The organism is Halomonas saccharevitans (assembly GCF_032333995.1).
Lineage (GTDB): Bacteria > Pseudomonadota > Gammaproteobacteria > Pseudomonadales > Halomonadaceae > Halomonas > Halomonas saccharevitans.
The window spans coordinates 211,254-228,458 of record NZ_JAVXUR010000001.1 but is presented as its reverse complement, the minus strand read 5'-3'; the positions used below and the strand labels follow the sequence as shown (position 1 = coordinate 228,458).

The window sequence follows — 17,205 nt, the reverse complement described above, 5'->3', positions numbered from 1 at the left end:
AGATAGATATAAAGACATGCGGCTTTGTGGGCACTGGCCGCCTGACGCCCCCAATCGCGCGGGAAGCAGCGCTCCCACGAGGGTTCAGAGCCATCTCGCAGGTGCTAGACCAAAAAACGCCCGCCTCGGCGAACCGGGGCGGGCGTGTGCTGGGCCGCTATCGGCCGGTCAGAGCGCTCAGGAGGGGAAGCTGAACTGCGCGCTCTCCTGGACGCTGCGCTCGGGCCAGCGCTGGGAGACGGCCTTGCGGCGGGTGTAGAAGCGCACGGCATCCGGGCCGTAGGCGTGCAGGTCGCCGAACAGCGACTCCTTCCAGCCGCCGAAGCTGTGGAAGGCTACCGGCACGGGCAGCGGCACGTTGATGCCGACCATGCCGACCTCGATGGCATCCGCAAAGCGGCGCGCGGCCTCGCCGTCGCGGGTGAACACGCAGGTGCCGTTGCCGTACTGGTGGGCGTTGATCAGCGCGATGGCCTCCTCATAGGTGTCGACGCGCACCACGCAGAGCACCGGACCGAAGATCTCGTCGCGGTAGATGCCCATCTCCGGGGTCACCCGGTCGAACAGGGTGGCGCCCAGGAAGTAGCCCGGCGACTCATCGACCAGCGGATGGGTACGGCCGTCGACCACCAGTTCGGCGCCGGCGGAGGCGCCCTGCTCGATGTAGCCGGCGACCTTGTCGCGATGGGCGGCGTTGACCAGCGCGCCCATGTCGAGGCCCTTCTCGGTGCCCGGGCCGATCTTCAGAGTGCGCGCCTCGCCGGCGAGCCTGTCGACCAGGGCATCGGCGGTGTCTTCACCCACGCACACAGCCACGGAGATCGCCATGCAGCGCTCGCCTGCGCTGCCGAAGGCGGCCCCGATCAGGGTGCTGGCGGCGTTGTCTAGGTCGGCATCGGGCAGCACCACGGCGTGGTTCTTGGCGCCGCCGAGGGCCTGCACGCGCTTGCCGTTCTCGGCACCGCGGCGATAGATGGACTTGGCCACCGGGGTGGAGCCGACGAAGGAGAGCGCCTTGACGTCGGGTGCGTCGATCAACGCCTCGACCGCCTCGCGGTCGCCGTGCACCACGCTGAAGATGCCCCGGGGCAGGCCCGCCTCGTCTAGGAGCTCGGCCATCTTGATGGCGGCCGAGGGCACCTGCTCGGAGGGCTTGAGGATGAAGGCGTTACCGCAGGCGATGGCCAAGGGATACATCCACAGCGGCACCATGGCCGGGAAGTTGAACGGCGTGATGCCGGCGACGATGCCCAGCGGCTGGTGGTTGGACCAGGTGTCGATGCCGGGGCCGGCGTTGTGGGAGTACTCGCCCTTGAGCAGCTCCGGCACGCCGCAGGCGTACTCGACGTTCTCGATGCCGCGCTTGAGCTCGCCCATGGCGTCCTCGAGCACCTTGCCGTGCTCCTCGGCGACCAGGCGGCATATCTCGTCGGCGTCGCGCTCGAGCAGCATCTTGAAGCGGAACATCACCTGGGCGCGCTTGGCCGGCGGCAGGTCGCGCCAGGCCGGCTGCGCCTCTCGGGCGGCGGCGATGGCGCGCTCAACGGTGGCCACATCGCCCAGGGCGACGCGGCGGATCGCCTCGCCGGTCGCCGGGTTGAACACGTCAATCCTGCGCTCGCCGGCCACGCGGTCGCCGGCGATCCAGTGGTTCACGTCTGTCATGGGGTCTCTCTTGAATTAAGCGGGAAGACGCACGGTGGCGTCTTCCTGGAACGTATTTCATCACGTAGCCGATGAGCTGTTCCGGGAACAAGAACAGTCGCGAGGGCGCTGTAAACCCTTCCCTGGGCGCTACTTTTGCCCTGCAGCGCTCTCGCGCCCCGCTCCGCTTGCAGGTCCGGTGCTGGCCATCCATGGCCAGCCCGTTCGGAGCAGTGCTCCTCACCCAGGGCAAAAGACCCTCGCTTCGCCTTGTCCCCGGCGCTCATCTAGCAGGCGGCAGCTATCAGACCTCCCGGTCGAGCAGCGCCTCGTCGAATGGGTAGCGCGAGAGCTTCTCGATGCCGGTCTCGGTGACCAGCACCTCCTCCTCCAGCTTGACGCCGTCGGCGGCGCCGACCTCGCCGATATAGCTCTCCACGGAGACCACCATGCCGGGCTCGAGGACGCCGTCCTTGGAGAAGCGGTCGAAGTCCATGTGGTGGGCGACCAGCGGCGTCTCGCCATGCATGCCCACGCCGTGGATGATCGACGGGTAGCGGCGATCGAGGAAACGCTCGGGGATCTTCCAGGCGCTCTCGGCGATCTCGCGGTAGCTCATGCCCGGTTTCAGGATGCCCATGTTGTGGTGCACCTGGTCATAGGCCATGCGGTAGAGGCTCTTCTGGTAGGCGCTGGGGCGCCCCGGCCCGACGTGGAAGGTGCGCGAGAAGTCAGAGTAGTAGCCGTGGCAGCCGATGGTGTCGGTATCCAGCGCCACCAACTCGCCGGGACGAATCACCCGATCGCTCGCCTCGTTGAACCAGGGATTGGTGCGCGGACCCGACGAGAGCAGGCGCGTCTCGATGAACTCGCCGCCCTGCTTGATGATGTTGCCGTACATGGTGGCGAACAGGTCGTTCTCGGTGACGCCCGGCTTGATGGCGGCTTCCACCTCGGCCACGGCGGCCTCGGCGCCGGCCATGGACTGGGCCAGGCAGGCGATCTCTTCCGGGGTCTTGATGCGCCGGCAGTGCAGGGTGTCCTGCATGCAGTCATAGACGTCCAGGCCCTGGGCCTCCAGCGAGCGCGCCAGGTTCAGAGCGCAGCGATCCAGGCCGATCTTCTTGTTGCCGCGGCCGTGCTCCTCCATCAGCTCGGCGATCTCGATGCCGAAGGGGTCGGACGACAGGTTGTCGCGCTGGTTGACCGCCGACCAGACCACCTTGGAGGTGCGCGCCTCGTCGATGGTCTCGAGCCAGGTCGAGACGTGGGCGCTGCCCGGATACTCGAAGAGGATCACCGGGCCGTCGAGGGGCACATAGATGTAGCGCGTGGAGTTGCGCAGGAAGTAGCCGAACATGTTGCGCGAGCCGGTGGCGTAGCGCTGGTTGTAGGGGTCGAACAGCACCAGCGCGGCGTAGCCCTGCTCGGCCATCATGGCGCGCAGGCGCGCCAGGCGCCCGGCGCGCAGCTGCACCGGGTCGAAGGCGGTGGGGATGCTGTCGCCGTTGGCCATGGGGGCAGAGGGGATCACCGGGATCTGGTCCGGCTCGTGGTCGGTCAGCTTCTCGAAATCGACGATGCTCATGTCAGGGTCTCTTATTGGAAAGGGTCGAGGGCATCACAGGAGTCAGGCGCGATCAGTCGGCCAGGGCGTCGCTGCGCTCCATGCCTTCCTCGAGCAGGCGCTCATGGACCGGCGCCATGCGGCCGAAGATGCGCTGGGCACGCTCGGGGCGGCCGATGAAGCCGGGCTCCTTGGCGTAGGCGAAGATCACCGTGTGGCGCTCCTTGTCGCCCTCCACCGGGGTGACCCGGTGCAGCGAGTAGCGGCCAAAGAAGATCTGCAGGTCGCCGGGCTGAAGGTCCAGCGACTTGAGCCGCGAGCGGTCGCCGTCAATCACCCGCTCGACCTCGTCGAAGTTCTCGCCCTCGGGGCTGCGGATGCCAGGGGCATACTCGAAGCGGCCGCCGCCGTGGGACTGGCGCGTCATCATGGTGACGATGAATTCGTTGGTGTCGTAGTGCCAGGGGTGCTGGCAGCCCTCGCGCAGCACGTTGATCACGAGCCCCGCCAGCGGGTCAGCGTAGGGGTGGATCTCCTCCTGCTCCACCACGCTTGCGATGAAGCGCTGGAAGCCGTCGTGCTGGTAGACCCGGCGGATGATGGTGTCGTCGTCGATGCAGTCACCGGCGACGAAGCCGTTGGTGCGGTCGTCGAAGCGGTTCTTGGGGTGACTGTCCGGCAGGTCGGGGTCGCCGGCGCTGTTGTAGGGGTTGGTCTCGGTCTGGTTGTAGTGCGCCTCGGGCGAGAGCCGCTCGGTCTCACGCTCCAGCCGCGCCAGCGCCTCATCCGGCACGAAGCCCTTGAGCACCACGCAGCCATCAACGCCCAGCTGGCGGCGGCACTCGGCGATCATCTCGCGGCCGCGCGGGCTGCCGAGGTGGTGGATCGGGTAGCGCTCCAGGTCGATCAAACCGTGAAGTGAAGCGTCGTCTTCCTGAACGAGGGCGTCTTGCATGGCGAGTCTCCTGCCTGATTCATAACGTCTGGACAGGGTAGTCAGCCGAGTTTAATAATAGAAATGAATGGTTCAGATAAAATACATTGCAAAGGCTCATAGATCATGGACACCGACCTGCTCCGCGCCTTCGTCACGGTGGCCGAGTGCGAAGGCTTCAGCGCCGCCGGCAAGGTGCTGCACCGCACTCAGTCGGCGGTCAGCCTGCAGATCAAGCGCCTCGAGGAGCAGATGGGCGAGACGCTTTTCGAGCGCACCAGCCGCAGCGTGGTGCTCACCACGCCGGGCGGCCGCCTGCTGCCCTACGCCCGGCATATCCTCAAGCTGCAGGACGAGGCACGCCAGGTGATGGGCGTGGATCGCCAGGGCGAGCTGATTCGCCTCGGCACCTCGGAGGAACAGGCCAGCACCTATCTGCCGGAGCTGCTGCCGCGCTTCGCCGCCCGCTTCCCCGAGGTGCGCCTGGAGGTGATGTGCGGCATCAGCGGCTCACTGGTCAACGACTTCCAGGAGGGGCTTTTGGACGTCGCCCTGGTGGTGCGCCACGGCCCCACTCACACCGGCCGGCTGCTGGGCCGTGAGCCGATGGTCTGGGTGGTGGCCGAAGGCCGTTCGATCGACGACTGGGAGACCCTGCCGCTGGCCCTGAACCCCGAGGGCTGCACCTTTCGCGCCCACGCCTTCGCGGCGCTGGGGGCCTCGGAGCGGCGCTGGGACGTGCGCTACGCCAGCCAGTCGCCCACCGGCAACAACCTGCCGGTCCAGGCGGGGCTCGCGGTGACCGTGAAGACGCCGCGCAGCATCCCCGAGGGCTGCCGCATCGTCGGCGACGACGAGGGCCTGCCTGAGCTTGGGTACGTCGAGATCGAGCTGCACCGCACGCCGGGCGTTTCAAGCGATGCCTTCACCGCCTTCTGCGATGAGCTGGAGGCGATCGTCACCGGCACCGACTCGCTGGAGTCGCTCGAATACGTGACGGGCGCAGGCTGAGAAAGCCGAGACACGGCGAGAAAGACCGTTGAAGTAGCTGCGGGATACCAAGGAGGGATTCAGGAAATACCAAGGGGGATTCAGGGGACAGAAAAAGAAAAATCCCCGGCTGTGCCGGGGATGATGATCAACGCAAGACTAGCCGAAGGATTACTCCGGGTTGACCGAATCCACGCCGCTGTCCGGGGCGACTTCGTCGTCGTCCAGGGAAGCGTCATCCGGCGTTTCAACCTCGACCTCATTGGCGCTGTCGACACCGCCCTCTTCGACGACGGCGCCTTCTTCCAGCATGCCCTCATCGGTGGTCGTGGTTTCACTGACCTCGTTGGCGGAGTCGACGCCGGTCGGCATCTCTTCATTGTGGTGCTCCGCAAGGGCGGCACCAGAGAACATCATCATCAGAGTCAGAGCTGAAGCAGTGGTCACAACGCGATTCATATAGTGAACCTCTCATTCAGTGAATAGAACTTCGATGCATCCATCGTACTTGTACGAATGCTGTACACAACCTATTCAAGTATTAGACATAACGCAACCCCTCGATCTTGGGGCAGATTTAACACTCACCCTCGGGACACCCCGCCGACGGCGAGAGTTCCTGACACGACGAGAGGGGAATGGCTGACACCACGGGACGGTCGACGACAGATGCCAGCAGCGCATACTCAGCGGCGATAGCAGGCGGCTACTGGCGGCGCACCTGCCGTGGCGTTGTCCCGAAGTGCGCCTTGAAGGCGCGCGCGAAGCTGGAACCGGAAGTAAATCCGCAGGCCAGCCCCACCGAGAGCACGTCCATGTCCGTCTCCACCAGCAGCTGACGGGCCCGTTCGAGCCGCAGCTTCAGGTACCAGGCTCGAGGGGAGCTATCGAGATGCTGCTCGAAGAGGCGCTGCAGCTGGCGAGGCGAGACCCCGCTGCGGCTGGCCACCTCGGCGAGCGACAGCGGCGCCTCCTGATAACGCTCCATCAGCGCGACCGCCTCGACCAGGCGGCGGTGGTGCACTCCGAGGCGCCGGGCCAGCGACATGCGCTGCTGATCGCGCCGGGTGCGAATCCGCTGGTGGATCAACTGTTCCGAGACGTCGATGGCCAGGCGCGAGCCGTGTCGACGGGCGATCACCTCCAGCACCATGTCCATGGCGGCGGTGCCGCCGGCGCAAGAAAAACGCCGCTTGCCCAGCTCGAAGAGCTCGTCGGAGGTCTCGATGGCCGGAAAGCGCTCCTGGAAGGCCGGCAGGCTCTCCCAGTGCAGCGTGACTCGCTCGCCCTCCAGCAGGCCCGCCTCGGCGAGCAGGAAGCCGCCGGTGTCGAGGCCGCCGAGCACGCAGCCGGCCTGGTCCAGGCGGTGCAGCCAGGCCATCAGCGGGCGGCTCAGGGTGTCTTCGGGGCCGAAGCCGCTGCACACCGCCAGCGAAGGCAGATGGTGCACCTCGCCGATGCCGCGATCGGCGAGCAGGGTCATGCCGTTGGAGGCCGTGACCGGCGCCCCGTTCTCGCTGATCAGCTGCCAGTCGAACAGCGGCCGCGCCGCGATCCGGTTGGCGATACGCAGCGGCTCGACGGCCGAGAAGAAGGCCATCATCGAGAAGCGCGGCAGCAGCAGGAAGCCGACGGCTTCAGGCAGCAGCCCATGGTAGTCCAGACGCAAGGTACGACTCCTTTCGAACGATCGGCCCCCCTTCGACAACGAGGCGCGCGACCGGTATGCGTGTCCACGGCGATGAGGATACCCGCTGTGCGGCGAGCGATCACGAAGCGAGAGCCCATCCCCTCGCACCAGGGGTGGCCCGGCGGCTAGACTGAGCGCCAGAGTTCCCAACGCGAGGCGTCGCCATGTCTGACCACGAGAAAACCATCCTGGCCTTCGATGAGGCCGGTAACGAATACTTCATCGACATGTTCGTCAGCGTCCGCGATCTCTCCGGCCTGCAGCACGCCGGCGCGACCGGAAGCGGCCTGCCCGCCTTCCGGACCCGCGAGGGTCATGCGGTCACCCACCTGGGCGGTGGCGAGTTTGCCGTGACGGTCCCCGGGGAGGAAGCATCGCTTACCGTCAGGACGCAGGATTCCGACTTCGTGTGAATGATCGGCGGCGCCGTACGACGTCGCCCTCAGGCAAGCGCATGACGCCCCCGCCCCTCCGAGAGCCCCTCCGCCGCCACGTGAAAGGCTATACTGAAGGATGCGCCATTCCGGCAGCGCCCACCTCACAGGAGGGACGAGAGTCATGCCTTCATCGACGCATCACGTGTCACCCAACCCCAAGGGGGGCTGGAGCGTTCGTCGGCGCGGAGGTCAGCGCGCCAGCCGTCACTTCGCCACCAAGAAGGCCGCCGAGGCCTACGGCCGGCAGGTCAGCTTCAATCAGCAGACCGTGCTAATCGTCCATCACGCCGACGGTTCCACGTCCTCCTCTAACGAGTCATCCTCCGATCGGCCGAAAGCGCGCCGGCGGACCTCGACCCAGGAACACTGACCCGCCTCGGTGCCTCCGCCACTCTGGCAACACCAACAACGTCCATCCCCCGCCACGCCGCGCTGAGGTAGACTCCCCTGCATCATGCGTCACTGATCTAACCGGTGAGGGGAACACCCATGAACTATCTCGGCGCTCACATCAGCGCAGCGGGCGGGGTCGACAAGGCGGTCGAGCGGGCCGTGGCGATCGGCGCCGACGCCTTCGCCCTGTTCACCAAGAACCAGCGCCAATGGCAGGCCAAGCCGCTGGCCGACGAGACCATCGAGGCCTTTCGCGCGGCCTGCGAGGCCCACGGCTTCGGCCCCGGCCAGATCCTTCCCCACGACAGCTACCTGATCAACCTGGGCCATCCGGAGGCCGAGGGGCTCGCCAAGTCGCGCGCCGCCTTCCTCGAGGAGTTTCGCCGCTGCGAGCAACTCGGGCTCTCGCTGCTCAACTTCCACCCCGGCAGCCATCTGAGAAAGATCAGCGAAAGCGACTGCCTCGCCCGCATCGCCGAGTCCATCAACCAGGTGCTCGCCGAGACCCAGGGCGTCACCGCGGTGATCGAGAACACCGCAGGCCAGGGCAGCAACCTCGGCTGGCGCTTCGAGCAGCTGGCCGAGATCATCGATCAGGTCGACGACAAGAGCCGCGTTGGGGTATGCATCGATACCTGCCACGCCTTCGCCGCCGGCTATGACCTGCGCACGTCCGACGCCTGCACCGCCACCTTCGACGAGCTCGACCGGGTGGTGGGCCTTGGCTACCTGCGCGGCATGCACCTGAACGATGCCAAGAGCGAGCTCGGCAGCCGCGTGGATCGCCACCACAGCCTGGGCCAGGGCAACATCGGCCTGGCGGCCTTCACCACCCTGATGCGCGACCCGCGCATCGGCGGCATCCCCATGATCCTCGAGACCATCGATCCCTCGATCTGGGCCGAGGAGATCGCCTGGCTGCGTGCCCAGGCGGGTTGATCGCCTGAAGGGCGGCGCTCAAAGGGGGCGCTGTCACAGCCCACCCGATGCTCAGGCCTCATGAGATGCGTGCCTGAAGTCCAGTTGACCCTCGGCACTGGCCTCGGGCATGCTCAGCAAGCGATTGACACAACAAGGAAAAACGATAATGAAAGGTTTTGCACGCACGACGCTGGCACTCTCCGTCTCGCTGGCCATGACAGCCGGCGCCCAGGCCGCCGACTTCGATGACATGGATCCGATCACCCTGCGCCTGGCCCACGTGGTCAACGAGCAGGACGGCTTCCATATCGCCGCCGAGAAGTTCGAGACGCTGGTGGAGGCGCGAACCGAGGGCAAGGTGGATATCGAGCTCTATCCCAACGCCACCCTGGGCGATGAGCGCACGCTGCTCGAGGCCATGCAGATCGGCGCCGTGGACATGGGCGTGATCACCAACGGCCCGGTGGCCAACTTCGTCGAGGAGATGGCGGTCTTCGAGCTGCCCTTCCTCTTCCCCTCCCCGGACGCCGCCTACGAGGTGCTGGACGGCCCGATCGGCCAGGAGCTGCTCGCCAAGCTCACCGACGTCAACCTCAAGGGCCTGGCCTACGCCGAGCGCGGCTTTCGCAACCTGACGAACAGCGAGCGTGCCGTGACTTCTCCCGCGGATATCGACGGCCTGCGCATCCGCGTCATGGAGAACCCGGTCTACGTCGATACCTTCCGGGAGCTGGGCGCCAACGCCATCCCCATGGCCTGGACCGAGGCGCTCACCGCCATGCAGCAGGGCACCATCGACGGCCAGGAGAACCCGGTCAACGTCATTCACTCCTTCAAGCTCTACGAGACCCAGGAGCACATGACCCTGTCGCGCCACACCTATGCCCCGGCGATCTTCGTGATGGGCATGCCGGCCTGGAGCCAGCTGCCCGAGGCGGCCCAGGCGGTGCTGGCCGAGGCCGCCCAGGAGGCCGCCGAGCACGAGCGGCGCGTCAATGCCGAAATGGCCGCCGAACAGCTGGCAGAGCTGCGCGAGGCCGGCATGCAGATCGTCGAGGAGCCGGACATCGCGGCCTTTCAGGAGGCCGTAGCGCCGGTCTATGAGCAGTACGGTGAGCAGTTCGGCGACTATCTGCCGCGCATCCAGGAGGCGCTGAAGTAAGTGTCTCGACCGCTCCTGTCCGTGCTGTCAGCCGCGCTGACGCCCCTGCACCGCATCGAGCGCCTCATCGACGCCGCCCTTCGCCCCGTGGTCTTCGCGGGCATGGCGGCGTTGATCGGCGTGATCACGCTGCAGATCGTCTCGCGGGTGTTCTTTCAGGCGGTGGGCTGGACCGAGGAGGTGGCGCGGTTCCTGCTGGTCTGGATCACCTTCCTCGGCGCCACCCTGGCCTTCCAGCGGGGCCGCCATATCGCCGTGACCTTCCTTGTCGATGCCCTGCCCGGCGGGCTCCAGCGGCTCGCGCGCAGCGTCGCGGTGCTCGTGGTACTCGGCTTCATGATCGCCCTGGTGATCATCGGCTGGGAGTACATGCAGGTGCAGAGCTTCCAGAAGTCGGCCTCGCTGCGTCTCTCCATGACCTGGGTGTATGCCGTGATGCCGCTCTGCGCCGCGCTGATGGCCTGGTACGCCTTCGTCGACCTGGTCGGCCTGATCGTCACCGGCAACGTGGACGGTGATCCCGGCGGTGACGACGACGGTGATGCCGACAGTGACGACCAGCCCCGCCGCACCGAGGAGCCTCCGGCATGACCGCCCTGCTGTTCGTGCTGTTCTTCGTCTTCATGCTGCTGGGCGTGCCGGTCGCCCTGGCCATCGGCGCCAGCACCCTGCTGGCCCTGCAGGCCCAGGGCGTGCCGCTGATGGTGGTCACCCAGCAGATGTTCCAGGGCATCAACTCCTTCGCCCTGGTGGCGGTGCCCATGTTCATACTCGCCGGCGACCTGATGGCCCAGGGCAAGGTCAGCGAGAAGCTGGTCGACTTCGCCGATGCGCTGTTCGGCTTCCTCAAGGGCGGGCTCTCCATCGTCTCGGTGGGCGCCGGCATGTTCTTCGCCGCCATCTCCGGCTCGGGGGCGGCGACCACCGCCGCCGTGGGCTCGAGCCTGGTGCCGGAGCTGCGCAAGAAGGGCTACGAACCCGCCTCGGCGGCCAGCCTGATCGCCGCCAGCGGCACCATCGGCGTTGTGATTCCCCCCTCGGTGCCGATGATCATCTATGCGGTGATCGCCCAGCAGTCGGTCTCCCAGCTCTTTCTCAGCGGCTTCTTGCCCGGGCTCGCCATGGGGGTGGGCCTGGCCACCATCGCCATCGTCCAGGCCTACCGGCGCAACTACCCGCGTGGCACGGCCTTCTCGCTGGCGACCATCTGGCAGACCCTGAAGAGCGCCAGCTGGGGGCTGGCCACGCCGGTGATCATCCTCGGCGGCATCTTCTCCGGCATCTTCACGCCCAGCGAGGCCGCAGTGGTGGCGGTCAACTACGCGCTGATGGTGTCGCTGTTCGTCTATCGCGACCTCGGCATCAAGGACGTCTATCGCATCCTGATCCGCTCGGCGATCACCACCTCGGTGATCATGCTGGTGATCGCGACCTCGGCGGTGCTCAGCTGGACGCTCTCCAGCTGGCAGGTGCCCGGCGCCATCGCCCAGTCGGTGCTGTCGATCTCCACCGATCCCTACGTGATCATGCTGCTGGTGGTGGCGGTGATCCTGCTCACCGGGGTGTTCATCGAGACCGCCAGCGCCCTGATCATCCTCACCCCGGTGCTGCTGCCGCTGGTCACCCAGCTCGGCATCGACCCGATCCACTTCGGCCTGATCATCGTGGTGGGGCTGGCCATCGGCATGATCACCCCGCCGGTGGCGATCAACCTCTACGTGGCCTCGTCGGTCACGCAGCTGCCGCTGGAGCGTATCACCCGCGCCATCATTCCCTACCTGCTGGGACTGATCACGGTGCTGCTGATGGTGGTCTATGTCCCGATCCTGCTCGGCCTCTCCGGCTAGGAGAGGCCGCGAACGTCACGTCAAGGAGACCCCCCTGGATGCATAGAACGTTACCCCTGATCGCCGGCTTGCTCGCCCTCGGCCTGCTGGCCGGCTGTACCACCTACACCTGGGAGGACGGCCGCCGGGAGACCGTGTGGGGCGTGCCCGCCGAAGACGAGACGTCGACTCGCCAGGAACGCCAGGCCGAGGGCGTGCAGTATCGGGTGCCGGGCGAGCTCCCGGAGTAGCGAGCACGCCGAACGGATCGTCAGGCCCAGGCCGCCTCTGAAGCTAGCCGCGTCTGAAACGCTAGGCCCGGCGCAAGATCAGGCTGAGGTTGTTGGCGGGCATCTCCACCACCCGCTCGAGGACGAGATCGCGCTCCGCGGCCGCCTCGGCGACCGTTGCCAGATCGCGGATGCCGAAGCGCGGGTCGCGCTGTCGCAGGTCGGCATCGAAGGCGGCGTTGCTGGGCGACGTATGGCGCCCCTCGCGCGTGAAGGGGCCATAGAGGAAGAGCACGCCGCCCGAGGGCAGTCGTTGCCCGGCGCAGTCGAGCAGCGCCTCGCCGACCGCCCAGGGCGCAATATGCAACAGATTGATCGCCACCATGGCATCAAGCTGCTCCGCCGGGCAGAGCGTGGTCACGTCCAGCGCCAGGGGCGCGTGCAAGTTGGCCAGGCCCGAGTGCTCGCGCCAGGCCTCGATCGAGCCGCGCGCATGCGGGTTGGGGTCGCTGGGCTGCCAGGTCCAGCCCGGCATGGCGCCGGCAAAGTGAACGGCGTGCTCGCCGCTGCCGCTAGCCACCTCCAGCACCCGCGCCCTGACCGGCAGCACCGCCTGCAGCACCTCGAGGATCGGCTGGCGATTGCGCGCCGCGGCGGGGCTCTGGAGCCGTTGATCGTTCATGCTGCCTCCTGACCGCGCTGGCGATTATCGATCGATGGTTACTTCTTGCCCCGCGCCTTGCGCGCCGCGTTACCGGGCTTCTGGCGCTGGCCGGTCGTGCGCGACGGCTGGGCCTTGACCTTCCTGCCACCGGGCGCCGGCTTGCCGCCCTTGGCCTGACGGGGTAGCGCCTTGCCGGCGCCCTTGGCCGGACCACTGCCCTTGCCAGCACCGCTCCTGGCCGGCTTGGCGCCCTTGGAGGGTGCGCCCCGCTTGGCCGAGGCGCCGGCTTTGGCAGGCCCATCGCGCTTGGCGGAGGCACCGGCCTTGCCAGGCGCACCGCGTTTAGCGCTCTTGCTCGGGGGCTTGGCCTGGGGCTTGCTCTTGGCCTCAGCCTTAGCCTTAGCCTTGGCCGGCGCCTGAGCCTGGGAAGATGAATGCTCGGTCTGGGCCAGAATCGTGGCCACCTCATCCTGCGTCAGGTCGCGCCAGTCCCCCAGCGCCAGGCCCTTGAGCGAAACGTTCATGATGCGGATGCGCTCGAGCTTGACCACCTCATAGCCGAACACCTCGCACATGCGCCTGATCTGGCGATTCAGCCCCTGTACCAGGGTGATGTTGAACACGAAGCGCGACTCCTTGACCACTCGGCACGGCTTGGTGGTCTCGCCGAGGATCCGCACGCCGCTGCCCATCCCGGCGATGAAGTCGTCGGTGATGGGCTTGTTGACGGTGACCAGGTACTCCTTCTCGTGGTTGTTGCTCGCGCGCAGGATGCGGTTGACCAGGTCGCCGTTGTTGGTCAGGAAGATCAGGCCCTGGGAATCCTTGTCCAGGCGGCCGATCGGGAAGATGCGCGTGCCGTGCTTGACGAAGTCGACGATGTTGGCCTTCTCGCTGGACTCCGTGGTGCTGACGATGCCGACCGGCTTGTTGAGCGCGATGAACACCAGGTCCTCTTCCTCCATGGGCTCGATCACCTGGCCGTTGACCTTGACCACGCTGCCCGGGAAGACCTGGTCGCCGGTAATGGCACGCCGGCCGTCGATGGTGACGTTGCCCTGCTCGATGTAGCGGTCCGCATCCCGCCGGGAGCACATCCCGCTCTCGCGAATGTACTTGTTGATGCGCTTCGAGAGGTCTTGGGCCATGGGATCACTACCGGGCTGCTGGAAGAAGGGAAAAGGCCGTGGAGGCACGGCCGCTCGACCGGGCAGTGTAAGGGCTGCCCCGCCCGGCGGCCAGTCGCGCCGCAGCGCAACGCCTGTCGTAAAGAGCGTCGCGTTCAACCCAGGCCGCAGCAGGCCTTGAACTTGCGCCCGCTGCCGCAGGGGCAGGCCTCATTGCGGCCGGGCTTGAGACGCGTCACCGAGGGCTCGCCGTCGAGATAGCGCCAGCGTCCGTCTTCAAGCACGAAACGCGACGCCTCCACCAGGACGCCCCAGCGCCGCCCTTCCTGGAAGGTGGCGCGAAAGTGCACCCGACCGTGATCGCCCTGCTCGTCGTGGTCGAGGATCTCCAGGCGCCGCCAGCGGGTGGCGTCGTCGGCCGGCAGGCTCGCCGGGCGGCTGCTCGAATGCCATGTCTCGCGCAGGTAGTCAGTGAGGTCGAGGGCGAAGGCGCTGTAGCGCGAGCGCATCAGCGCCTCGGGGCTCGGCGCCGCCTCGCCCTGGTGATAGCGGCCGCAGCACTCGCAAAGAGGCCGTTGGCTGCTGCAGGGGCAGGCCTGATCGGGGGGCGTGGCGGCGGTCATGGCGGGTCTCCCGAAAAAGTCGCTATTGTGCCATCTCGCGAGACGCGGTTCCCGCCCCCGCGCCCCCCATGAACCATGACCTGGATTACCGCACTGCAGCATAGAGTGTGGTACACCTGTCAGGGTACCACCCTCACGCGACACAAGGAGGACAGGGATGACCCGCCACGCACCCGCCCACGACCGCCACTGGCATGCCCTATCGCCCGAGGAGGCGCTGGCGGAGCTCGACGCCGCCCAGGATGGGCTCTCGGAAGACGACGCCCGCGAGCGCCTGGCGCAACACGGGCCAAACCTGCTCCAGCAAGGCCAGGGACGGCCCGCCTGGCGGCGCCTGCTGGCCCAGTTCAACAACCTGCTGATGCTGATCCTGCTGGTCGCCGCGGTGGCGAGCCTGGGGCTTGGCCATGCACTGGACGCCGTCGCCATCGCCGGGGTGGTGCTGATCATCGCGCTGATCGGCTTCTTCCAGGAGGGCAAGGCCGAGCAGGCGCTGGACAGCATCCGCAACATGCTCTCGCCGCGCGCCCAGGTGCTGCGCGACGGCCGACGCCATGAGGTCGATGCCGAAGCGCTGGTGCCCGGCGACGTCGTGCTGCTGGAGAGCGGCGACCGGGTACCCGCCGACCTGCGCCTGCTCGAGGCCAAGCGGCTACGCGACGAGGAGGCGGCGCTGACCGGGGAGTCCACCCCGGTGGACAAGGCAATCGGCGCGGTGGACGCCCAGAGCGAGCTGGCCGAGCGCAGCTCGATGGCCTATGCCGGCACCCTGGTGGTCCAGGGCAGTGCCCAGGGGCTAGTGGTGGCGACCGGCGAGCGCACCGAGATCGGGCGCATCTCCGAGCTGCTGCGCGGGGTCGAGACGCTGAGGACGCCACTGCTGCGCCAGCTCGACCGGGCCGGGCGCGTGCTGGCGCTGATCATCACGGTGATGGCGATGCTGACAGCGGCCTTCGGGGTGCTGGTGCATGACGAGCCCCTCGGCGACATGTTCATGGCCGCGGTGGGGCTGGCCGTGGCCGCCATCCCCGAGGGCATGCCGGCGATCGTCACCATCGGCCTGGCGCTCGGCGTGCAGGCCATGGCGCGACAGAACGCCATCATCCGCCGCCTGCCCGCGGTGGAGACCCTGGGCTCGATCTCCACCATCTTCTCCGACAAGACCGGCACCCTGACCCGCAACGAGATGACCGCCCGGGCGATCCGCCTGCCCGAGGGCGAGTTCCGCTTAGAGGGGACCGGCTTCGCCCCCGAGGGCGCGTTCCACCGGGTGTGCGACGGCGAGGCGCTCGATGCCCCCCTCGGCCTCGACGACGCCCCGGCGCTGCGCCACTTCCTCAAGGTCGGCGTGCTGTGCAACGACGCCGAGCTCGCCCGGGACGAGGGCCGTTGGCGCATCCACGGCGACCCCACCGAGGGCGCGCTGGTGGTGGCCGCCGCCAAGGCCGGCCTCGAGGCCCGCGAACTGCGCGGCCATCACGCCCGCCATGACGCCATCCCCTTCGAGTCCGAGCGCCAGTACATGGCCACCCTCCACGAAATGGACGGCGAGCCGTGGCTGCTGGTCAAAGGCGCCCCGGACCGCCTGCTGGAGCGCTGCCAGCGGGTGCGCAGCGCGGCCGGGGACGTCGCGCTGGACCCCGCCGAGTGGCAGGCGCATCTCCACGCGCTGTCGGCCCAGGGACTTCGCGTGCTGGCCCTGGCCGAGAAGCGGGCCGAGGGCGTCAACGAGCTGGCCGACGAACATGCCGAGGACGGCCTGGTGCTGCTGGGGCTGGTGGGGCTGCAGGACCCGCCCCGGGACGAGGCCGTGGCCGCGGTGAAGGACTGTCTCGCCGCCGGCATCCGCCCGGTGATGGTGACCGGCGATCATGCCGTCACCGCCCAGGCCATCGCCCGCCAGCTCGGCTTCCTGCACACCGAGCGGGCGATCTCCGGGCGGGAGATCGAGGCGATGTCCGACGCCGAGCTCGAAGAGGTCATCCTCGATGTCGACGTCTATGCACGCGCCTCCCCCGAACACAAGTTGCGCCTGGTCACCGCCATGCAGGCCCGGGGCGGCGTTTGCGCCATGACCGGCGACGGCGTCAACGACGGCCCGGCGCTCAAGCGCGCCGACGTGGGCGTGGCCATGGGCATCCAGGGCACCGAGGCGGCCAAGGAGGCCGCCGAGATGGTGCTGGCCGACGACAACTTCGCCACCATCGTCGGCGCCATCCGCGAGGGCCGTAAGGTCTACGACAACATCCGCAAGACCATCACCTTCCTGCTGCCCACCAACGGCGCCCAGGGCCTGGCCATCCTGATCGCCGTACTGGCCGGTAGCGTGCTGCCGGTTACCCCGCTGCAGGCGCTGTGGGTCAACATGGTGGTCGCGGTGACCCTGGGCCTCGCCCTGGCCTTCGAGTCCGGCGAGCGCGACCTGATGCGCCGGCGCCCCCGCGACCCGAGCGCCCCGCTGCTCGACCTCTTCCTGCTGTGGCGGGTGGTGTTCGTCTCGGTGCTGCTGCTGCTCGGGGTGTTCGGGATCTTCTCGTGGCTCTTCAACGGCCAGGGCACGAGCCTCGAGCTGGCCCGCGCCGCGGCCGTCAACATGCTGATCACCGGCTGCGCGGCCTACCTGATCAACAGCCGCTTCATGCACCGCAGCAGCCTCTCCCTCCAGGGGCTCTTCGGCAGCCGCCCGGTATGGATCGCCATCGCCCTGGTGATGGCCCTGCAGCTCGGCTGGACCTACCTGCCGATCATGCAGCGGATATTCGGCAGCGCCGCCCTGGGGCTCGACCACTGGCTGGCGATCCTCGCCGTCGCCGTGGCGATCTTCCTTTCGGTGGAGCTGGAGAAGGGGGCACGGCGCCGCCTGCATCGCCGGCGTGGCGAGCGCAAGGCCTTTGATGATCGCGGTCATCCGGGCGACGAAACAGCTCGCATAGACGAACAGAAAGACGAACGAAAAGACGAGCACGCCGAGGCACGCTGAGGCACTTGCGCCGGGCT

At 67.6% G+C, this 17,205-nt stretch carries 17 protein-coding genes; 9 read left to right on the top strand and 8 right to left on the bottom strand.

All coding sequences use genetic code 11. The annotated features are described in order from the left end of the window. Positions 1–177: 177 nt before the first annotated feature. The 3 genes from RSO68_RS01025 to RSO68_RS01015 all read right to left on the bottom strand — a co-directional run bounded on the left by RSO68_RS01025 (position 178) and on the right by RSO68_RS01015 (position 4,166). The gene (locus tag RSO68_RS01025; RefSeq protein WP_315585117.1) at positions 178–1,665 is read right to left on the bottom strand and encodes a CoA-acylating methylmalonate-semialdehyde dehydrogenase; all 1,488 of its coding nucleotides are present in this window, start codon (positions 1,663–1,665) and stop codon (positions 178–180) included. Positions 1,666–1,948: 283 nt separating this feature from the next. After that, positions 1,949–3,232 (bottom strand): M24 family metallopeptidase, encoded by a 1,284-nt coding sequence (locus RSO68_RS01020; RefSeq protein ID WP_315585116.1) that lies wholly within the window; start codon positions 3,230–3,232, stop codon positions 1,949–1,951. A 52-nt stretch (positions 3,233–3,284) separates the two neighbouring features. Then, positions 3,285–4,166: a HalD/BesD family halogenase gene (locus RSO68_RS01015; protein WP_315585115.1), complete on the bottom strand. Its 882-nt coding sequence runs from the start codon at positions 4,164–4,166 to the stop codon at positions 3,285–3,287. A gap of 105 nt (positions 4,167–4,271) precedes the next feature. On the opposite strand from RSO68_RS01015, the gene RSO68_RS01010 reads away from it, so the two are divergent. Beyond that, entirely contained in the window at positions 4,272–5,156 is an 885-nt protein-coding gene (locus RSO68_RS01010; protein ID WP_089848611.1) for a LysR family transcriptional regulator, read from the top strand. A gap of 150 nt (positions 5,157–5,306) precedes the next feature. Here RSO68_RS01010 and RSO68_RS01005 read toward each other — a convergent pair whose 3' ends face one another. Continuing rightward, complete coding sequence (locus tag RSO68_RS01005; RefSeq protein ID WP_315585114.1) at positions 5,307–5,594, bottom strand: hypothetical protein; 288 nt, start codon at positions 5,592–5,594, stop codon at positions 5,307–5,309. A 247-nt stretch (positions 5,595–5,841) separates the two neighbouring features. Then, positions 5,842–6,804 (bottom strand): GlxA family transcriptional regulator, encoded by a 963-nt coding sequence (locus RSO68_RS01000; RefSeq protein WP_089848615.1) that lies wholly within the window; start codon positions 6,802–6,804, stop codon positions 5,842–5,844. A 185-nt stretch (positions 6,805–6,989) separates the two neighbouring features. On the opposite strand from RSO68_RS01000, the gene RSO68_RS00995 reads away from it, so the two are divergent. From RSO68_RS00995 to RSO68_RS00965, 7 genes are all read left to right on the top strand, one after another. Beyond that, positions 6,990–7,238 carry a hypothetical protein gene (locus RSO68_RS00995; RefSeq protein WP_089848617.1) on the top strand — a complete coding sequence of 83 codons (249 nt, stop codon included), beginning with the start codon at positions 6,990–6,992 and terminating at the stop codon, positions 7,236–7,238. A 145-nt stretch (positions 7,239–7,383) separates the two neighbouring features. Then, the gene (locus RSO68_RS00990) at positions 7,384–7,632 is read left to right on the top strand and encodes a DUF2188 domain-containing protein (RefSeq protein ID WP_315585113.1); all 249 of its coding nucleotides are present in this window, start codon (positions 7,384–7,386) and stop codon (positions 7,630–7,632) included. A gap of 119 nt (positions 7,633–7,751) precedes the next feature. After that, on the top strand, positions 7,752–8,594 hold the full coding sequence (gene nfo / locus RSO68_RS00985) for a deoxyribonuclease IV (RefSeq protein ID WP_315585112.1): 843 nt from the start codon (positions 7,752–7,754) through the stop codon (positions 8,592–8,594). A 148-nt stretch (positions 8,595–8,742) separates the two neighbouring features. After that, complete coding sequence (locus RSO68_RS00980) at positions 8,743–9,738, top strand: TRAP transporter substrate-binding protein (RefSeq protein WP_315585111.1); 996 nt, start codon at positions 8,743–8,745, stop codon at positions 9,736–9,738. Next, entirely contained in the window at positions 9,739–10,329 is a 591-nt protein-coding gene (locus RSO68_RS00975) for a TRAP transporter small permease (protein WP_245781485.1), read from the top strand. Next, positions 10,326–11,585 (top strand): TRAP transporter large permease, encoded by a 1,260-nt coding sequence (locus RSO68_RS00970; protein WP_315585110.1) that lies wholly within the window; start codon positions 10,326–10,328, stop codon positions 11,583–11,585. The genes RSO68_RS00975 and RSO68_RS00970 overlap by 4 nt, the downstream gene beginning before the upstream one ends. A gap of 38 nt (positions 11,586–11,623) precedes the next feature. Then, positions 11,624–11,815 (top strand): hypothetical protein, encoded by a 192-nt coding sequence (locus RSO68_RS00965; RefSeq protein WP_315585109.1) that lies wholly within the window; start codon positions 11,624–11,626, stop codon positions 11,813–11,815. Between the two features lie 61 nt (positions 11,816–11,876). On the opposite strand, the gene RSO68_RS00960 is transcribed toward RSO68_RS00965, so the two are convergent. The 3 genes from RSO68_RS00960 to RSO68_RS00950 form a co-directional block, all read right to left on the bottom strand. Next, positions 11,877–12,476, bottom strand: a complete 600-nt coding sequence (locus tag RSO68_RS00960) for a DUF938 domain-containing protein (RefSeq protein ID WP_315585108.1) — start codon at positions 12,474–12,476, stop codon at positions 11,877–11,879. Between the two features lie 38 nt (positions 12,477–12,514). Further along, complete coding sequence (gene rluF / locus RSO68_RS00955) at positions 12,515–13,606, bottom strand: 23S rRNA pseudouridine(2604) synthase RluF (RefSeq protein ID WP_315585107.1); 1,092 nt, start codon at positions 13,604–13,606, stop codon at positions 12,515–12,517. A gap of 134 nt (positions 13,607–13,740) precedes the next feature. Beyond that, entirely contained in the window at positions 13,741–14,208 is a 468-nt protein-coding gene (locus RSO68_RS00950; protein WP_315585106.1) for a YchJ family protein, read from the bottom strand. Positions 14,209–14,365: 157 nt separating this feature from the next. On the opposite strand from RSO68_RS00950, the gene RSO68_RS00945 reads away from it, so the two are divergent. After that, positions 14,366–17,188: an HAD-IC family P-type ATPase gene (locus RSO68_RS00945; RefSeq protein WP_315585105.1), complete on the top strand. Its 2,823-nt coding sequence runs from the start codon at positions 14,366–14,368 to the stop codon at positions 17,186–17,188. Positions 17,189–17,205 lie beyond the last annotated feature (17 nt).

Excerpts from the sequence above, each read along its gene's own strand:
- RSO68_RS01025 (WP_315585117.1), bottom strand. The coding sequence starts at position 1,665 with ATGACAGACGTGAACCACTGGATCGCCGGCGACCGCGTGGCCGGCGAG.
- RSO68_RS01020 (WP_315585116.1), bottom strand. The coding sequence starts at position 3,232 with ATGAGCATCGTCGATTTCGAGAAGCTGACCGACCACGAGCCGGACCAG.
- RSO68_RS01015 (WP_315585115.1), bottom strand. The coding sequence starts at position 4,166 with ATGCAAGACGCCCTCGTTCAGGAAGACGACGCTTCACTTCACGGTTTG.
- RSO68_RS01010 (WP_089848611.1), top strand. The coding sequence starts at position 4,272 with ATGGACACCGACCTGCTCCGCGCCTTCGTCACGGTGGCCGAGTGCGAA.
- RSO68_RS01005 (WP_315585114.1), bottom strand. The coding sequence starts at position 5,594 with ATGAATCGCGTTGTGACCACTGCTTCAGCTCTGACTCTGATGATGATG.
- RSO68_RS00995 (WP_089848617.1), top strand. The coding sequence starts at position 6,990 with ATGTCTGACCACGAGAAAACCATCCTGGCCTTCGATGAGGCCGGTAAC.
- RSO68_RS00990 (WP_315585113.1), top strand. The coding sequence starts at position 7,384 with ATGCCTTCATCGACGCATCACGTGTCACCCAACCCCAAGGGGGGCTGG.
- nfo (WP_315585112.1), top strand. The coding sequence starts at position 7,752 with ATGAACTATCTCGGCGCTCACATCAGCGCAGCGGGCGGGGTCGACAAG.
- RSO68_RS00980 (WP_315585111.1), top strand. The coding sequence starts at position 8,743 with ATGAAAGGTTTTGCACGCACGACGCTGGCACTCTCCGTCTCGCTGGCC.
- RSO68_RS00970 (WP_315585110.1), top strand. The coding sequence starts at position 10,326 with ATGACCGCCCTGCTGTTCGTGCTGTTCTTCGTCTTCATGCTGCTGGGC.
- RSO68_RS00965 (WP_315585109.1), top strand. The coding sequence starts at position 11,624 with ATGCATAGAACGTTACCCCTGATCGCCGGCTTGCTCGCCCTCGGCCTG.
- RSO68_RS00960 (WP_315585108.1), bottom strand. The coding sequence starts at position 12,476 with ATGAACGATCAACGGCTCCAGAGCCCCGCCGCGGCGCGCAATCGCCAG.
- rluF (WP_315585107.1), bottom strand. The coding sequence starts at position 13,606 with ATGGCCCAAGACCTCTCGAAGCGCATCAACAAGTACATTCGCGAGAGC.
- RSO68_RS00950 (WP_315585106.1), bottom strand. The coding sequence starts at position 14,208 with ATGACCGCCGCCACGCCCCCCGATCAGGCCTGCCCCTGCAGCAGCCAA.
- RSO68_RS00945 (WP_315585105.1), top strand. The coding sequence starts at position 14,366 with ATGACCCGCCACGCACCCGCCCACGACCGCCACTGGCATGCCCTATCG.